Genomic DNA, 17,345 nt, shown 5'->3' on the forward strand with positions numbered 1-17,345 from the left:
CTGCTCTGCTACTGTCTGCTATGTCTGCTACTGTCTGCTATGTCTGCTACTGTCTGCTATGTCTGCTACTGTCTGCTATGTCTGCTACTGTCTGCTATGTCTGCTACTGTCTGCTATGTYTGCWACTGTCTGCTATGTTTGCWACTGTCTGCTATGTCTGCTACTGTCTGCTATGTCTGCTACTGTCCGCTATGTCTGCTATGTCTGCTATGTCTGCTATGTCTGCTATGTCTGCTATGTCTACTACTGTCTGCTATTGTCCGCTTTTTATTTTGGAGAAAAACGTACTGATCGCGTAATAAGCGGCTCCACGCACGGCGGATTGATCTTGAAGCTCAGCGAATAATATTCGCATCCGCTCACGATGATAGGGCAGCGTACGCTGGTCAACGGCTGCTTGCACAGCGGGCTCCAGCCACTGCGCCGCACGGCTCATTCGATTGCCAATGATGACCACGTCAGGATTAAAGACATTGACGATATTGGCAATGCCGGCGCCTAAATAATCACCAATGGAACGAATGAGTGCCACGACGCGTTCATCGCCCTCGGCGGCTGCTTCCAATAACTCCTCGAGGCTTTCATAGCCGAGTAAGGAAGCACGCTCAAGCAGCGCATTCTCAGATGCATACAATTCCCAACACCCTCTGTTCCCGCAGCTGCAGGGTTTGCCGTCATACTCAATCGAGAGATGCCCGAGCTCGCCGGAAAATCCTGAAGTCCCTTTATAGAGCTCTTTATTCAGTATAATTCCTGTTCCGATTCCGATTCCCACGCTTACATAAATTTGATTGGGGATACCGCGGCCTGCTCCGTACTTCTGTTCGCCCTGTGCACCTGCATTGGCTTCGTTGTCGATTGTGACAGGCAGGCCAAAGCGCTCCTTAAGCTGCTTCTGCAGCTCAACCTGACGCCATTTCAAATTGGGGGCGAATAGAATGGTGCCGTTGTCATCCACGATGCCGGGAACGCCTACCCCAATGCCTACGATGCCATATGGACTGTCGGGAGCTTCGTTTATTAACAGCTCGATGCAGGCAGTTAGTTGGTCGATTGCCTGCTCGGCATTCTGCTGCTTGAGTCCCCGCAGCTGCTCGGCTATGACATTGCCTTCCATGTCGACTAGAATCCCGCGGATATAATTAACGCCGAGGTCTATGCCTACCGCATAGCCTGCCGTACCGTTGAAGAGCAGCATGACGGGCTTGCGCCCCCCGCTCGATTGTCCGGGTCCATTCTCGAGTACGAGATGGCTGTCGATTAAGTCCTGCACCAAGCTTGAGACGGTTGCTTTATTAAGCCCGGTCAGCTCGGATATTTGCGCCCGCGAGAGCGGGGCATGCTTTAGTACGGCTTCGAGCACGATGGCCGTATTGATCTTTTTGATGAGCGCTAAGTCTCCTGTTGGTTTGATTTTCAAAAAATAGGCCTCCGTCCAAGTCACAATATCTATCATTGTATCACGAAATGTCGAATATACGGCTTGCTGGCTTCGCATACTGAATACGGCGATGCACGAAATTGCAAGGTACGCTTAGTTTAACATAAAAACTTAGTTTGTTTAATAGACAAACTAAGTTAACCCGTGTTATTCTAAATGTAAGCACTAACAAAAATATCGAATTCCGATGAGGAGGATTTCAATTTCTATGAGTTATTTCAAAGAAATCAACACGATCCAGTTTGAAGGTAAAGGTTCCGATAATCCACTGGCATTCAAACATTATGATCCTAAACAAGTCATTCTAGGCAAAACGATGGAAGAGCATCTTCGCTTCGCTGTTGCTTACTGGCATACATTCAACGCTAACGGTACAGACCCGTTCGGCGCACCGACTATGGTTCGCGGCTGGGATCAATATAACGGGCTTGACCGTGCGAAAGCGCGCGTAGAGGCTAACTTTGAATTTTTGAACAAATTGAACGTTCCTTACTTCGCGTTTCACGACGTGGACATCGCTCCAGAAGGCGCAACGCTGCAAGAAACGAACAAAAACCTGGATGTTATCGTTGAACTAATGAAGGACAACATGAAATCCTCCGGCAAAAAGCTGCTTTGGAACACGGTTAACATGTTCTCGAACCCGCGCTTCGTACATGGTGCAGGAACAGCGGTTAATGCAGATGTTTATGCTTATGCAGCTGCACAAGTAAAGAAAGGCCTTGAAGTCGGCAAAGAGCTTGGCGCAGAAAACTACGTTTTCTGGGGCGGCCGCGAAGGCTACGATACACTTCTTAACACGGATATGGGCTTTGAGCTTGATAACCTTGCTCGCTTGTACCATATGGCAATCGCATATGCCAATGAAATTGGCTTCGATGCGCAATTCCTGATCGAGCCTAAACCGAAAGAGCCAACGAAGCACCAATACGACTTTGACGCGGCAACAACGATCTCATTCTTGCAAAAATACGGCTTGAAAGACCACTTCAAGCTTAACCTTGAAGCGAACCATGCAACACTTGCTGGTCATACATTCGAGCACGAGATCCGTACGGCTGCTATTAACGGCGTGCTGGGATCGCTTGATGCGAACCAAGGCGACTTGCTGCTAGGCTGGGATACGGATGAGTTCCCGGTTGATCTTTACTCCACTACGCTTACGATGTTTGAAGTATTGAAAGCTGGCGGCATCGGCCGCGGCGGCATTAACTTCGACGCGAAGGTTCGTCGCGGCTCGTTCGAAGCGGAAGATCTGTTCCTAGGCCACATCGCAGGCATGGACAGCTTCGCTTGGGGTCTTAAAGCGGCAGCTAAGCTGACGGAAGAGAAAATTCTCGACAATATCGTTGACAACCGTTACCGCAGCTTCAAAGAAGGCATCGGCGCAGAAATCGTTTCGGGCAAAGCAACGCTTGCGTCACTTGAGCAGTATGCGCTTCAAAACAACCCGATCAAAAACGAATCAGGCCGTCAAGAGCGCATTAGCCTGATCTTGAGCGAAGTTATTTTCAGCGTTTAAGTTGGGAGGCTTTTGAGCATATGAGTTACGTAATCGGGATAGATTTGGGAACGAGCGCCGTTAAGGTGCTTCTTGTTGATAAGAACGGCACGGTGGCTGGGGAAGCATCCCGCAGCTATCCGCTGTTCCATGAACACACCGGCTGGAGCGAGCAGCGTGCGGATGATTGGGTTGACGGGACAGTTGAGGCTTTGAGAGAGCTTACTTCCGCTGCAGGCATTGACGCCAGCGCGATTGAAGGGATTAGCTTCTCCGGACAAATGCATGGACTTGTGCTGCTCGATGGCGAAGGCAACCCGATCCGCAACGCGATCCTTTGGAATGATACTCGTACAACCGGACAATGCCGCGAAATCGAGCAAAAGCTTGGCGACAAGCTGCTTAGCATTACGCGCAACCCTGCTCTAGAAGGCTTTACGCTTCCTAAGATTCTTTGGGTGCGCGAGAACGAGCCGGAAGCCTTTGCGAAAGCAAAGCTGTTCCTTCTTCCGAAGGATTACCTTCGCTACCGCCTAACGGGCGAGCTGCATATGGATTATTCCGATGCGGCAGGCACGCTGCTGCTTGACGTAGCTGGCAAGGCTTGGAGCGGCGAGGTGCTTGAAGCGTTTGAGCTTCCAGCGAGCTTCTGTCCGCCGCTAGTGGAATCACATGGCTTAGTCGGTCATTTATTGCCGGAGTTCATCGGAAGCACCGGACTTCCGGCCACTACGAAAGTGTTTGCCGGCGGTGCCGACAATGCATGCGGAGCGATCGGCTCGGGCATTCTGTCCGAAGGCTTGACGCTGTGCAGCATCGGTACTTCAGGTGTTATTCTCTCTTATGAGAATGACAAGTCGAAGGACTTCGCGGGCAAGGTGCATTTCTTCAACCACGGCAAGGAAGACTCCTTCTACGTCATGGGCGTTACGCTGGCTGCGGGCTACAGCTTAAGCTGGTTCAAGAAAACATTTGCGCCAAACGAATCCTTCGATCAATTGCTTGACGGCGTTGGCGGCGTGAAGCCGGGAGCCGGCGGACTGCTGTTTACTCCGTATCTTGTCGGGGAGCGTACTCCGCATCCGGACTCCGTTATTCGCGCAAGCTTTATCGGCATAGACGGCTCGCATGAGCGGATTCATTTTGCTCGCGCGGTTATGGAAGGCATTACGTTCTCGCTTAACGAGTCGGTTGATATGTTCAGGAAAGCGGGCAAAAAGGTCGACACCATCATTTCGATCGGCGGCGGCGCTCAGAACCCGGTTTGGCTGCAAATGCAGGCAGACATCTTTGATGCCAAGGTCGTATCGCTTGCGAATGAGCAGGGGCCAGGGCTTGGTGCGGCTATGCTAGCTGCATACGGCTCCGGCTGGTTTGAAAGTTTGGAATCCTGTGCAGAAAAATTCGTGAAGCATGCGGATTCGTATTCTCCGAACCCAGAGGCAGTTGCTGCCTATGCGGGAATCTTCAAAGTTTATCAGCAGGTTTACGAGCAAACCAAATCATTAAATGAAGCGTTGGCACCTTATCGCGGATAAATAGCAAAGAGCGGCTTGCCTCTAAGGAGACAGGCCGCTCTTTTTTTGATTTTTTTAATAATGTCACTGCTTAGAGGTTTAAGCTTTTAAAAATCTCGCTGCTTAGAGTTTAAGCTTTTAATATGTCGCTGTTTAGAAGCTTAAGCTGTCCTGTCAATAAGGAATAATGCAGCGATTAGTGCTTATAGCTGCTCCAAATCATTTCCGGTCGTACCCCCAGCTCGCCCGCGATCAGCTCCGCAGTTAGTCGCTGGGGCTTTTTTATTTTGCCATTGCGAATTTTGGAAATCGTCGTTAAGGAGATAAGGGTTGACTGCGCGAGTGAGGTGACGGATATGTTTTTGCTCAGCATGAGCATGCGGAGCTTATAGGAAGGATCCTCGTCTTGGTTGTTAACATTCAGAGAGGTAAGAATGACGACGAAGTTTTTGAAGGTGCGGTTTCCATTATAGAAAGGCTGGATAACCGCTTCGGCGCTGTAATAGCGGTCTCCAAGCTTAAGCTGAAAATCTACGGCTTCGTCCGTACGGTTGTTTTTTGCATAGTCGAGCACACGCTTGAGCTTGCTTCGGTCATGCTCGGCGACAAGGTCGAATATCGACTTGTTCACGTACGAAGACGAGGGCTGCTGCACGGGGACATAATAATGCTTAAGGCTCATGATGCTGTATCGTTCGTTAATGAGCGACGATATCATTATTTTTTTGTGAGTTATATATTCATCAATCCACTTGGCTTCGCGCATATCCTTGCAGATCAGCACATAGACGGTTTGCTCGCCCATTTGCAGCTTACGGCAGGTCAGACGGACATCGGCAGGCAGAGAGGCTTTGGTTACCAGCTTGCATTCCAGAAGGGGAGTAATCGCGAAATCATCCGACAGCAGGTGAATAGCTTGATCGAAGGTCAGGCCGTTTTCCTCGGTAGAGATGATAGAAGAAGGGTCAAGCAGCATTAGATCTGATTTCTTGAAACCGGAAAAAACAGCAAAGGCTTGATTGACATCGCGAATGGACCAACGGGATTCGTCGGACTCGATGATAAGCATAGGATCTGAAAGCAAATAAAATAAATGATTCATCGGTGACACCCTCCCATCGATTCAAGTATGCGGCATACGCGTATGTAATGATTATGTCATAAAACCTAACATAATTAAATAGTTAGTTGTGACTAAATCTTGTCATGCGGTTTTCATGCTTATTACATAATTGTTTCCTAGCTGGGCAAGCTATCCCAAACGTTAGTAGAAAGGATGATCGGACATGAATAGCAATTCCGCATTACTATTTGATTTCAATGACGCTCAAAGCGCTGCATTGGCCTGCGATACGCTTAGAGAGCTTGGCTATGAGACGGTTCTCCATGATGGAAGCCGCATGCATGTCCACACTGCGGGCAGCGACCTGACCTCGGCTCTTGAGATTGCCCAGTCGCACGGCGGGCAACTGGTGGATCACTCTCAGATTGATGCCGATGCCGTTACGGGCAGCGCGTATTCGCTAGATGCGATCGCGATTCCGGCCCATCTTGTCAATGAAGATTGGATAGACGGAGATCAGACGCTAGTCGATGATGAAGAACTTCGCAACCGCGACGAGGACGCGGACTACCGTGATGAATTTCTTCCGGATCCAGGCACCTATGATCATTTCTCGGGAGATGTTCGGATCTAATCCTATAGATCCAGCTAGTCTTTCTGAATAGAAGCCGGTAAACGGCAAAAAAAGGCTGTCCAGTGTCCTGAAGACATTCGCGACAGCCTTTTGCATGTTCAGTTATCGTACTGCATGTAGTCCTGCCGTGTAGCCTGTGGAGAATGCGGCAGTGATGTTGTATCCTCCGGTATATCCGTGAATGTCGAGAATTTCTCCGCAGAAATAAAGCCCGTTCATCAGCTTCGACTGCATCGTTTTTGGATCTACTTCTTTCAGGTTTATGCCTCCGCCCGTTACGAAAGCATCTTCGATCGACAGGGAGCCGTACACCCGAATCGGGAAATGCTTAATGAACTGCGAGAGGACAAGCCAGTCCTGCTTTGGAATGTTGTCATAAGTGAGGCTATCCGGCAATCCAGCCTTCTGAAGCAGAAGCGGAATCATTTTTTCGGGCAATATGTTTTTTAACACGTTTTTAATCGTTTTTTTGGATTCGTTCTCCGTAAGCTGCAGCGTCTCCTTATAGACCTCGTCTTTGCTTTTGTCTGGCATGAGGTCGATCGCTACTTCAATATTGCCCGTGCCGAACTGCTTCAGCGCTTTAACGACAAACTGGCTGCAACGCAGCACGATGGGTCCGGAAATGCCGAAATGCGTGAACAGCATATCGCCGTGATGCTTAATAAGCTGCTTCCCCTTCGGGCTCCACACGGACAGCCCTACATCCCGCAGGGAAAGGCCCTGCAGCTCCTTGCTTACTATAAAAGGCTCGTTCGATGTGAGCGGCACCTCCGTTGGGAAAAGCTCGGTAATCGTGTGGCCCGCTTTTTCCGCCCAAGCATAGCCATCTCCGGTTGAACCGGTCTGCGGAACCGATTTCCCCCCTGAAGCGACGATTACACTTTTGCTGCTGAAGGTTTCGCCAGATTTTGTGCGAACACCAGTCACGCTTCCGCCTGCATACATGATATGATCTACGGGAGCGTTCAATATGATTTTGACGCCTTGCTTGCGAACCTGATTAATTAACGTATCGACCACCGTTTTCGCTTTGTCTGACACGGGGAACATCCGACCGTTATCCTCTTCCTTGAGGGCTATGCCGAGGTTCTCGAAGAAAGCGATAATATCCTTATTATTGAAATTGGAAAAGGTGCTGTGCAGAAAACGCCCGTTTCCCGGAATATGCTTGATGAGCTCATCCAAATCCTTATTATTCGTTACATTGCATCTGCCTCCGCCGGAGATGCCGAGCTTGCGGCCTAGCTTTTCGCCTTTATCGAGAAGAAGCACTTTAGCGCCGTCCTTGCTTGCGGCTATGCTGGCCATTAGTCCGGCTGAGCCGCCGCCTATTACAATTGCATCATATTGCATCGCTATCCACCTGCTATATTATTAGTAGGTTCTATCATACCACAAATGAAAGGCGGCGTTCGGATGCTGCGTGAGGAATGGTTAATTATAGGGGCCAAAGGGGCATCGCTATTTGTTAGGGAATGGACGCCTGTTACGGGCAAGCCGAAGGCCGTCGTTTGCCTGATTCATGGAATGGGAGAGCATGGCGACCGCTACGGTCATGTTGCTGCCCGATTTACAGAGGCAGGAATTGCGGTGATTGCACATGATCAGCATGGGCATGGACGATCGTCGGGCAAAAGAGGGCATTTGCACTCGCTAGGTGCAGCAGCAAGCGATGCTGGTTTAGTCATCGAGTCGGCTGCCGAACGTCACCCAGGCGTTCCTATCTTTTTGTATGGACACAGCATGGGCGGCAATGTCGCCATCAATTGCGCGCTTCGGCTCCGCCCCGGCATTCAAGGCTTAATATTGACCAGTCCATGGCTGCAGCTGGCCTTCAAGCCTAATGCGGCAGTAGAGTGGGTTGGCCGCAGGCTGGCTGCTGTCATGCCGGCGCTGCAGCAATCGACAGGGCTGAATCCCGCTGATCTGTTTCGCCCAGGCTACGAGCATGCTGCTGCCGTTGTAGGCGATCCGCTCTGCCATACACGAATTACACTTCGCACCTTTAAGGAAATAAGCGATGGAGGCGAGTGGGCGCTTGCCAATGCGTCGAGCCTTCACGTGCCTATGCTGCTTTTGCACGGCACATCCGACCGGGTAACTTCGATTGGAGCAAGCGAGCAGCTTGCGGGTGTGCTTGGAGACGTTTGCAGCTTTAGGCGATGGGACGGCGGGTACCATGAGCTGCATAATGATCTCGAAGGGGAACGGACGATAGGCGAGCTTATTTATTGGATAGAACAACAATTGTAAATACATGTATTTTGTGTTTTAATCGGAATAATAGGATTATATTTATGATAACGCTTTATAAAATAATGGATAATTAAATATGTGGCATGCATTCAAGGCGCGGCAGGGGGAACCGAACGTTGTGTTAAAGGAATTGCTGTTACAATTCATCGTGTCCTTGGTACCCGTATTTGCTTTCCAGCTTTGGTTTAACAAAGAGCCGAGCTGGAAGGGCATTCCTGCTTTTATGGGTATTTTTTGCGGTCTGTCCATGATACTGTGCATGCTGACAGCCACGACCGTATTTGGCTATGAAGCCGACTTTCGTCTGATTCCCTATTTGATAGGCGCTCTTTACGGAGGCGTGCCTACGCTAATCTTGTTAACGCTCTTATACATAGGCATTCGAATTCCGATGCTAGACAGTATGTGGGAAATATTTAGCTTTAGCCTGTTCGTTGTCGTATTCGTTCCAACCATCCTTATGGCTATTCGGCGCTTTCAACGCATTTCTGCCGATCGCAAGAAAATAAAAGGGCTTTTGATTATGTCGGGCATGATGCTATTCTACTCGATTACGATAATAGGCTTCATCTCGATCATAGAGGAGAAATGGTCGCCTATCATGCTGGTTGCGCTGTTAATCTCTACGTCAGCGGCACTGTTTGCCACTTGGTTGTCTATATTTATGATTGAGAATGTGAAGGAGAAGCAGCAGCTATATGACGAAGTGAAGCATTTATCCGTCAAATACCGCAACGAAGTGGAGAAGCTGCAGCAATTTATTGATGAAACCTCATTTGGCGTCATCATCGTAGACGGGGATGGAGCGATCACGCATTTTAATGAAAACGCTAAAACCTTGCTTTGTCTGCGGCCTAATTACATGGGTGCAAGGGAGCTGCTCGGCACTTCCTTCCCACACGTATTCCAAAGCGGTGAAGGCGAAACCTACGTAAATTTGCTAAATCAAGCGCTAAGCGGGGAGAAATCATCCCAGGTGCCTTTGGTAAGCGGAGAAAAAATGCTGCTGCTGACCACGATTACGCTTCGCATGCCTCTCGATGAGCAAAAAACCGGAGCCGCCTTGATTGCTCAGGACGTAACGGAGCTGCGCCATCTTCAGGATGAAGTAGGGCGGATGGAGCGGCTAAGCTTGGTTGGCCAGATGGCGGCCAGCATTACACATGAGATTCGCAACCCGATGGCGGTTATCCGCGGCTTTGTTCAGCTCATTCAGGAGCGCAGCCCCAAAAACCAGGAGGAATATTTCCGCATAGTAATCGAGGAGCTGGACCGTGCGAATATGATTATTAGCGACTTTCTATCGCTAGCCCAGAATCGGGCGCTTATTATGGAGCCTTCGTCACTCCACGATATCATTAATGAGCTTGTACCGCTGCTTAATGCCGATGCGAATTTGCGTGGACAATTGCTCGAGGTCAGTCTGTGCGAGCATATGCCGCTGCTTATGATGAACAATAGGGAAATTAAGCAGCTGTTTCTTAATCTCGCTCGCAATGGGATGGAGGCTATGGGGAATAAAGGTTCGCTACATATAAGTACCCGTTATCTCGGAGATAAAGTCGAGCTTCGAATCGAAGACCAAGGCACAGGAATACCGCCTGAACAAATGAAGCATTTGTTCGAGCCTTTTTTTTCAACGAAGACACAGGGAACGGGACTGGGACTTCCATTGTGCCTAAGCATAGCCGAGAGGCATAATGGCTGCATTGACGTAGAATCACGCGAGGGTGAAGGAACAACATTCATCGTAACGTTTTTTTTATCTCGGGTGCTGGCAAGCTAGTTGAAGTAGATTAGCTAAGGTCAACAACTTCGTACGGGGAATAATAAGGAAGCACCTGCTTGCGCATACTACCAATGAAGGATAACCGTCTCATGCGGTTAGATGTGTTCTAGGGAGGAGGCGTTGGCAATGACACCTAATAATGAGAACAAAGGACGTTCTGCGGAGCAAGCAGAGCAGGAAGCAAAAAATAAGGCGGGCAGCGGTGAACAGCCCGAATCTGCTGCATTTGACAAAAAGCTGGACGGACCTAACCGTCCTTCCGTTTAGGACGGTGGGATTGATGGCTGACCGCGAGCAAGAAGAGAGCCGGCATGTTGATGACCCAGCGCTTGATCCGTACGAGATTGCATTTCTTCCGAAGTTTCGCGAGGGACGAGGCAACCGTGCTCCATTCGTGAATAAGTATGGCATCGTCATTGGAGACCATCAATATGAATCTCCGGACTCTCCTTTGTCGCAATGGAGCGTAGACACGGATCCAGCCGTCATGGCTGGTGATGAATGGATACATCCGTTCAAAGATATCGGATTTCTGACGTCCGAGAACCGAGATATTTTCGAAGAAGGCTTGCCGCCGCAGGGGGGCATATTCACTCACCCTGACAAAAATGCATCATACGGTTTGGACAAGTCTAACGAGTCTTGCGACTGATCAGAAAAAGAAGAGCCGGAGCGAGTACGCTCCGGTTGCTTTATTTTGACTACGGACGGTATAATAGTAGCTAAAATAAAGTAATTAAAGGAGTGTGTTTCGATGTCGATGTCATTCGAACGATACATGTTAGATATGGTGCAGCCTATGCGGGACGATCTTACTCGCATCGGTATCCAGGAGCTTCGCACACCTGAGGAAGTAGAAGAAAAATTGCCTAATGCTAAAGGCACGGCGCTTATTGTCGTGAACTCGGTTTGCGGCTGCGCGGCAGGCCAATGCCGTCCAGGCGTTGCGGATGCGCTGCAGCATGATATTACGCCGGATCATTTGTATACGGTATTTGCTGGTCAAGACAAAGAAGCAACTGCCAAAGCTCGCGAATATTTCGCGCCATACCCGCCTTCCTCCCCTTCCATCGCTTTGATGAAAGACGGAGAGCTTGTACACTTTATCGAGCGCCACCAGATCGAGAATCGTTCCGCAGCTGACATTGCCGCTGATCTTTCGGACGCTTTCGATCGGTTCTGCCGCTAATTTAGGAAGGTGACTATGAGCTTGCAACAAGAAATTATTGAGAGACTGGGCGTTAAGCCAGAAATTGATCCTGTAGCCGAGATTCGGGCTCGCGTTGATTTCTTGAAGCAGTATGTAACTCAGTCAGGTACGACTGGCTTGCTGATTGCGATAAGCGGAGGCATTGACAGCGCGGTTGCAGCAGGGCTTTGCAAGCAGGCAACGGATGAGCTGAGTACAGAAACCGGTAAGGATTATATGACGCTAGGTGTGTTCCAGCCTTATGGCAACCAATCGGATATAGCTGACAGCTACGCCGTTGCGGAAGCGTTCAAGCTGAAGCATCGCGCGGAGACGAATATTGCGGAAGCAGTCGATGAGATTGCAATCGAAGTGGAGCACAGCTTCAAGTCGCTCGGTATTCCCCGCCATTTGAGCCGCGGAGGCAAAGGAAACGTAAAGGCAAGAACGCGTATGGTTATGCAGTACGCGCTTGCGTTCGATCTGAACCTGCTTGTAGTCGGAACAGATCATGCGTCCGAAGCAATCACAGGCTTTTATACCAAATGGGGCGATGGTGCGGTAGATGTGACACCGCTCAGTACCCTGAACAAGCGTCAGGTACGTCAGTTGGCCTCGCATATTGGTGTGCCGCAAAGCGTCCTGGATAAAGCGCCGACAGCTGGGCTTTGGGATGGACAAACCGACGAGGATGAGCTTGGCATCACATATGGTGACAATAGCGATTACCTCGAAGGCAAGGAAATTAGTGCTGAAGCGCGTGAGAAGCTTGAGAAGCAATATGTGAAAACCGAGCATAAGCGGTCCCCGATTCCAGGTATTTAAGCTGCTGCTTTTGCCAGCTTGAAAGATAAAGACTGTCCAGCCACCKATCAATCGGAGCGGGACAGTCTTTTTTAATATATAAGAATTTGTATGTTTTTATATATAAATGTGCTTATATATCTCCGCGAAACGACTGCTTTTGCCACAGAGGCAGGCGACAGTCGTTTACGCTTGTTACAGGGCTAGTCCAAATAGGGATCTGGAAGCTTTCATGTATGGAAGCTTTCTTGTCAGCAGGCCGAATCAGCATCTTTGGTGCGCGCACGGAGTGGAGGAAGTGCAGAGCGTGAATGCAAGAATAAGTTACCTAATTGCAGCATTAACGGCGATGCTCCTTGGATATGGCTCAAGGCGGTACGCCGATAGTCTTCCTGCATTCGTTTCGGTGCATATGGGCGATGCGCTTTGGGCGAGTATGGTTTATTTCGGTATTCGCATGCTTGGCGCTTCAATGAGTTTGAAGCGGTCAGCGCTGCTGAGCTTCTTATTTAGTTTTGGCATCGAGTTCTCTCAGCTGTACCAGGCTGAGTGGATAAACGCGATCCGTGGGACAACAATTGGCGCGCTTGTGCTCGGAAGCGGTTATTTGACGGTGGATTTGGTTCGTTATTCAGCAGGAATAGGACTTGCGATAGGATTGGACCGCTTCCTGCAGCTTAAACGGAAATCATGAGTAGGAGGACACGGGAGCATGCCGGCTAAGAACCTATTAGAGGAGGGACTCGCCATCCTCTCGCAATGCAAGCAAGAAACCGGAGACATCTGGCATGCGCATTATGGCGCGGCAGCGATCGCTGGTTATTTTTTTGCCAAAGAACATAAGGAGGAGAGGATTCTTTCTCAGGCGATTCTTTCTCAAACGGAGGCAATGCTGAACAAGCATGGCACAGCATCCCTATATGTGAATAATGAGCGATGCGAGCCTGCTTATGCGGAATCGGTCATTTTGGATGCTCTAGAACAAACGATTGACGGGCTCCACTGGGTCGGTCATAACGTTATTTACAGCGCGGTTAGCCTGCTGGCGATACGAGAGCTGCAGGGCTGGGGAACGGAAGAGCAAATTCATGGCATATCCGAGCTGATTCTCTCTTTTCGAAGGACCATTCCCGGGCGTTCGTGGATCGGCTATTCCGTTTCGGAAGTAAAGAGGCTTGAGCTGCCAAGCACGGAAATGCTTCATCTCCCACAGGAGCCAAAGGAGCTCTCTGCATCCGTGCTGGAACAGCTGGGGGGCTTCTCCATCATTTATGAGGCAGAGTCACACCATGACCTTATTGGTCATATGCTGACGTTCTCCCACGCATTGAATCTCCTATACGATATGGGGCATCGCTCTTTTTTCCAGAGAGGACAGCTGCCGCTGCGCAAGCTGGTTAACGTATTGCAGGCAAGCATGCATCTTGCACCAGGCGAGGCCATTAAGCTGTATTCCTCTGTTGACCGTGTTCCATTGGAGCAGGCTGAACGATCGGAGTATCTGCCTACTGAGCTTGGATATTGGGAGAAGGGGCATAGCAAGAATGACTGGGATTTCGGCCATGCTTTTAAATTCCCGTTCAGTTTTTATGATCATTTGAAGCGAGTAGGCAGCTGCGAAGCGCCATTTATTGAAAAGTTCCGGTACATAATCAGTCGTTAAGTGGATGGATTGAAAATTTGGCTGGGAGTCAGCTGCCAATGAAAGGACGGTTGTCAGCCTTGGACGAGGCGTATACAATGTGTAAGGAGAAAATAGATTACTTGTTTAAGTAGGGAGTGCAACAGTCTTGTCACCTAGTGTTATTGCTTCAGCTTCGCTTTCATCTTTTCGTTTCCGCTTAATTACGCTGCTGCTTGTCGTTGTGATTGCGGGAATGAGTCAAGGACTGCTGCTTCCGCTGTTATCCATTATGCTGGAGGATTCAGGCATTTCCTCCGATCTTAATGGCATTAACTCGGCCGCGATGTATATTGGCATTTTCTGTACGATGTTTTTTGTGGAGAGGCCGGTACTTCGTTTTGGCTACAAGAATGTAATCATTGCCGGGATCGCATTGGTAACTCTCGCCAGCCTCTTGTTTCCATTCACCCATTCGCTTGCGGTATGGTTTATTCTTCGGATGCTGGTCGGCGTGGGAGACAGCTCGCTGCATTATGCGACTCAGCTCTGGATCGTAAGCTCAAGTCCTGCGAATAAGCGCGGAAGATATATTTCCTTATACGGGATGGCATACGGATTGGGCTTTAGCCTAGGACCGCTTGGCATCAATTTGCTTCCTCTGGGAAGGGCGGTTCCGTTTGTTGTTTCCTGTTGTTTTTTCAGTATCGTGCTACTACTTGTACTGCGCATGAAGAACGAGCTGCCTGAGCGCCATGCCGGCGACGCCGCAGCGGAGAACCGTTTCGTCAGAACGTACCGCGTCGCATGGTTCGTTCTGATTCCTGGTTTTCTGTACGGCTTGATGGAAGCTTCAATGAACAGCAGCTTCCCGCTATATGGCTTGCGGATCGAGCTGAGCCAGCACTGGATTTCCCTGCTGCTGCTCGCGTTCGGCGCAGGCAGTCTGATGCTTCAATTGCCGCTCGGCATATGGAGCGATCGAATTGGCCGTAAGCCTATATTGATCGCTTGCGGCATCATAGGGTCATTGGTATTCTTCTTAGTGCCTGCAGCAGGAAGCAATGTGGCTTTATTGTTTGTCTTATTCACAATCGCGGGCGGTGTGGTGGGGTCGTTCTATTCACTTGGACTGGCTTATGCGGCGGACATATTGCCGCGTTCCATTATGCCCGCAGCGAACGTCATCGCATCCATCCATTTCAGCATGGGCAGCATTATGGGACCGACGCTTGGCGGTTACGGCATTCGGTATTTATCCTTGCACAGCATCTTCTTATTTCTTGGTGCCGCTTTTCTTGCTTTCGCAATGCTTGGGTTCCGCTTTCGTCCGAGGGGACGAGTTGATGAAAAGGCATGATGCTTATACGAATGAAAAAGGACGCCCCATCATTTGGGCGTCCTTTTCATCGTGCTTATTACTTATATTTGTTCTCGCTTGAGGAGCTTTGTTTCGTTTCTTCCTTGTGCTTCTCATCTTTCACCTGCAGGTTCAAATCTTCGACCGGAATCGGATCGACTGTCTGCTGACTCTTGAATTTATCGAACAAGCTCTCGTTCTCAGTTGGGTATTGCTCGGGATGGTCCCGTTTGCCTTTCTTTGATACGCCGTCTGCATCCTTCTCGAATTCATTCATGCTTGATCACCTCTTATGTCGATTTATGTTTTAATTACCCAAGCAGCGAGCGAGCCAAACAATTGAATGTCCCAATTATGAGCAAAAAGAAGGATACCGCTGACGTGCAGCGGTTTCTTGCTCCGGCAGCGGCCATTGATTCACTTTTAGCTTCTATTCGCTATGCCATGTTTGGTTATCCCCTTGAAAGGGTATAAATAGACCGACACCAAATTTACCATACGAGGAGGAAATGATATGTCAGAAATCAACCATGTCGTGGATAAAGATGGAGAGCTGGAGATCGGGAAAATCGATCAAACATTGGATCGGATGGACTCGGATAAAAAAGAAGAGATCTTGCAAAACTTCGAACAATTCAAAGATTATCTTGCCAAGCGAATCGAGCTTGCCGAGAATATCGGCCTAAACGAGGAGCAGCTGGCTTTGGTCGCACAGAAGGTAGCCGGTTATCTGGCGAAGCACGAGGAGCCGCGCAACCGGGAAGAAAAGCTGCTGCAGGAGCTATGGAAGGTCGGCAACGAGGCGGAGCAGCATAAGCTGTCCCATCTGCTCGTGAAGCTGGCGCAAGCCAAAGTGTAAGCCAAAGCGCAAGCCAAAGCGTAAGCCAAAGCCAAAAGCCAAAGTGTAAGCTATAGGATAAAGAAGGCTGTTTCCTTAGGTTGATAAACCTAAGGAAACAGCCTTTTTGTCTTATAAGCACGCTCGGCGAGCCGAAGGTCTAGTCTGAAGAAATGATCAAGCTGCGTTCGCTCTTATACCAGCCTAGAAAAGCGTCAGCAACCGCAGTGCCCGCGAGTCCATTCGGATGAGGATCGTTATGCGGACTCATGTACGCGGTCTGCAGCAGCTGGCCATGCGGCTCCGGCTGTCCAAGCACCTTTGCGATGTCGAAGATGCCTGTCACGCTGTCTGCGGCTGTATGGCGGATCCAGTCGTTCACAGTACGCCACACAAACTCCTGAGCACCTTCAAAGTTGAATGCCGGCAGCGTGCATAACCAAATCTTACCGTCTGGCTTATTGCTTTGCAGCTGCTTAATTATGGAGCGGAGATCGGCAATTAATTGCTCAGCGCTGCGATTGGCCGTTCCGATATCATTAACGCCGAGACAGATCACAGCCTCGTCTCCCTGTTTCGCTTTGGTTAGCCAGACGCTTTCATGAACGAGATCATAAGCGCGAGCCCAGCCGCTGCCAACGTTCCAGACGCCAACCTCCGGACCAAGCCCAGCTGCGATTTTTGCTGCCCAGAAGGCGTATTCGTCTTGCTCTGTCCTAACACCTTGCGTAATAGAGTCACCGAGAAAGACGATATGCTTCGATACCGATTTCTTATAGACGAGCAGGGAAGGGAGCACTTGACGGTTGCTGCCCGGAACGAAGCCTTCTCCCGTGGATTGCGCGGCATGGTCGCCTTCCGCCTCGTAGGCGCTTGCAAGCAATGTCTCTGTGTTGTAGGGAAGCCCGTTCAGAGGGCCTTCTATCGTTAGGGTCCAGCTGAATGCCAGAAAATGCTGATCGGGTATATAAACCGTGGCAACGTCGCTCCAGAACTGCTCGCCCTGCTCCACGATTCGCGAGATTTCTCCGTCAAACATAACGGTGCGCTCGCTGCCCTCAACTATACTGCCGTCCGGCAGAGAACCGCCATCTGCAACGACACAGCGTTCGATACGCCAGCGCCCGCCATGGTCGTTAGCTCTTGATTCAGAGCCGTCTGCCCAGGTTGAATCTACCGTATTGCTATGCCATAGCTTTATAGGAAGCAGGCCGAACTCCCGAGGCCGAATATAGGTACGGAAGGTTGTGCTTGTTTTCTGCTCCGGCCTCCACATAAAGTTAGCTGCACTTGATAGTGTGGTTAGAGATGTCCATTCCTCAAACAATA

Annotated in this window: 18 protein-coding genes; 13 read left to right on the forward strand and 5 right to left on the reverse strand. The window is 49.8% G+C overall.

Annotated elements, in window-relative coordinates; all coding sequences use genetic code 11:
• Positions 1–253 precede the first annotated feature (253 nt).
• A complete protein-coding gene (locus tag AB4Z29_RS18630; protein ID WP_441944522.1) occupies positions 254–1,420 on the reverse strand; it encodes an ROK family protein in 1,167 nt (388 codons plus the stop codon).
• A 229-nt stretch (positions 1,421–1,649) separates the two neighbouring features.
• On the opposite strand from AB4Z29_RS18630, the gene xylA reads away from it, so the two are divergent.
• Both xylA and xylB read left to right on the forward strand, forming a co-directional pair.
• The gene (gene xylA, locus AB4Z29_RS18635; protein WP_183559385.1) at positions 1,650–2,963 is read left to right on the forward strand and encodes a xylose isomerase; all 1,314 of its coding nucleotides are present in this window, start codon (positions 1,650–1,652) and stop codon (positions 2,961–2,963) included.
• Between the two features lie 20 nt (positions 2,964–2,983).
• On the forward strand, positions 2,984–4,480 hold the full coding sequence (gene xylB / locus AB4Z29_RS18640; protein ID WP_441944523.1) for a xylulokinase: 1,497 nt from the start codon (positions 2,984–2,986) through the stop codon (positions 4,478–4,480).
• 175 nt (positions 4,481–4,655) lie between these two features.
• On the opposite strand, the gene AB4Z29_RS18645 is transcribed toward xylB, so the two are convergent.
• Entirely contained in the window at positions 4,656–5,561 is a 906-nt protein-coding gene (locus tag AB4Z29_RS18645) for a helix-turn-helix domain-containing protein (protein ID WP_441944524.1), read from the reverse strand.
• Between the two features lie 184 nt (positions 5,562–5,745).
• Between AB4Z29_RS18645 and AB4Z29_RS18650 the strand changes: the two genes are divergently transcribed.
• Positions 5,746–6,156 (forward strand): hypothetical protein, encoded by a 411-nt coding sequence (locus tag AB4Z29_RS18650; protein ID WP_441944525.1) that lies wholly within the window; start codon positions 5,746–5,748, stop codon positions 6,154–6,156.
• Positions 6,157–6,258: 102 nt separating this feature from the next.
• On the opposite strand, the gene AB4Z29_RS18655 is transcribed toward AB4Z29_RS18650, so the two are convergent.
• The gene (locus tag AB4Z29_RS18655; protein WP_441944526.1) at positions 6,259–7,512 is read right to left on the reverse strand and encodes an NAD(P)/FAD-dependent oxidoreductase; all 1,254 of its coding nucleotides are present in this window, start codon (positions 7,510–7,512) and stop codon (positions 6,259–6,261) included.
• Between the two features lie 63 nt (positions 7,513–7,575).
• On the opposite strand from AB4Z29_RS18655, the gene AB4Z29_RS18660 reads away from it, so the two are divergent.
• The 9 genes from AB4Z29_RS18660 (at position 7,576) to AB4Z29_RS18700 (ending at position 15,178) form a co-directional block, all read left to right on the forward strand.
• Positions 7,576–8,412 (forward strand): alpha/beta hydrolase, encoded by an 837-nt coding sequence (locus AB4Z29_RS18660; RefSeq protein WP_441944527.1) that lies wholly within the window; start codon positions 7,576–7,578, stop codon positions 8,410–8,412.
• A gap of 121 nt (positions 8,413–8,533) precedes the next feature.
• Positions 8,534–10,201, forward strand: a complete 1,668-nt coding sequence (locus tag AB4Z29_RS18665) for a two-component system sensor histidine kinase NtrB (RefSeq protein ID WP_441944528.1) — start codon at positions 8,534–8,536, stop codon at positions 10,199–10,201.
• 129 nt (positions 10,202–10,330) lie between these two features.
• Positions 10,331–10,471, forward strand: coding sequence for a hypothetical protein (locus tag AB4Z29_RS18670; RefSeq protein ID WP_441944529.1), 141 nt, complete (start codon positions 10,331–10,333; stop codon positions 10,469–10,471).
• A 13-nt stretch (positions 10,472–10,484) separates the two neighbouring features.
• Entirely contained in the window at positions 10,485–10,856 is a 372-nt protein-coding gene (locus AB4Z29_RS18675; RefSeq protein ID WP_441944530.1) for a DUF3905 domain-containing protein, read from the forward strand.
• A gap of 102 nt (positions 10,857–10,958) precedes the next feature.
• Entirely contained in the window at positions 10,959–11,393 is a 435-nt protein-coding gene (locus AB4Z29_RS18680) for a BrxA/BrxB family bacilliredoxin (protein WP_441944531.1), read from the forward strand.
• 15 nt (positions 11,394–11,408) lie between these two features.
• Entirely contained in the window at positions 11,409–12,218 is an 810-nt protein-coding gene (gene nadE, locus AB4Z29_RS18685; RefSeq protein WP_441944532.1) for an ammonia-dependent NAD(+) synthetase, read from the forward strand.
• A 286-nt stretch (positions 12,219–12,504) separates the two neighbouring features.
• On the forward strand, positions 12,505–12,891 hold the full coding sequence (locus AB4Z29_RS18690; RefSeq protein WP_441944533.1) for a DUF2809 domain-containing protein: 387 nt from the start codon (positions 12,505–12,507) through the stop codon (positions 12,889–12,891).
• A gap of 18 nt (positions 12,892–12,909) precedes the next feature.
• On the forward strand, positions 12,910–13,860 hold the full coding sequence (locus AB4Z29_RS18695; RefSeq protein WP_441944534.1) for a hypothetical protein: 951 nt from the start codon (positions 12,910–12,912) through the stop codon (positions 13,858–13,860).
• A gap of 127 nt (positions 13,861–13,987) precedes the next feature.
• On the forward strand, positions 13,988–15,178 hold the full coding sequence (locus AB4Z29_RS18700; protein ID WP_441944535.1) for an MFS transporter: 1,191 nt from the start codon (positions 13,988–13,990) through the stop codon (positions 15,176–15,178).
• 58 nt (positions 15,179–15,236) lie between these two features.
• On the opposite strand, the gene AB4Z29_RS18705 is transcribed toward AB4Z29_RS18700, so the two are convergent.
• Positions 15,237–15,455, reverse strand: a complete 219-nt coding sequence (locus AB4Z29_RS18705; RefSeq protein WP_441944536.1) for a hypothetical protein — start codon at positions 15,453–15,455, stop codon at positions 15,237–15,239.
• Between the two features lie 237 nt (positions 15,456–15,692).
• Here AB4Z29_RS18705 and AB4Z29_RS18710 point away from each other — a divergent pair, with 237 nt between their 5' ends.
• Positions 15,693–16,037 (forward strand): DUF3243 domain-containing protein, encoded by a 345-nt coding sequence (locus tag AB4Z29_RS18710; RefSeq protein ID WP_441944537.1) that lies wholly within the window; start codon positions 15,693–15,695, stop codon positions 16,035–16,037.
• Between the two features lie 139 nt (positions 16,038–16,176).
• Here AB4Z29_RS18710 and AB4Z29_RS18715 read toward each other — a convergent pair whose 3' ends face one another.
• On the reverse strand, positions 16,177–17,343 hold the full coding sequence (locus AB4Z29_RS18715; RefSeq protein ID WP_441944538.1) for an SGNH/GDSL hydrolase family protein: 1,167 nt from the start codon (positions 17,341–17,343) through the stop codon (positions 16,177–16,179).
• Positions 17,344–17,345: the final 2 nt, after the last annotated feature.

The sequence above is a fragment of the Paenibacillus sp. 2TAB23 genome (genome assembly GCF_052115165.1).
In the GTDB taxonomy this organism is placed as follows: Bacteria; Bacillota; Bacilli; order Paenibacillales; family Paenibacillaceae; genus Pristimantibacillus.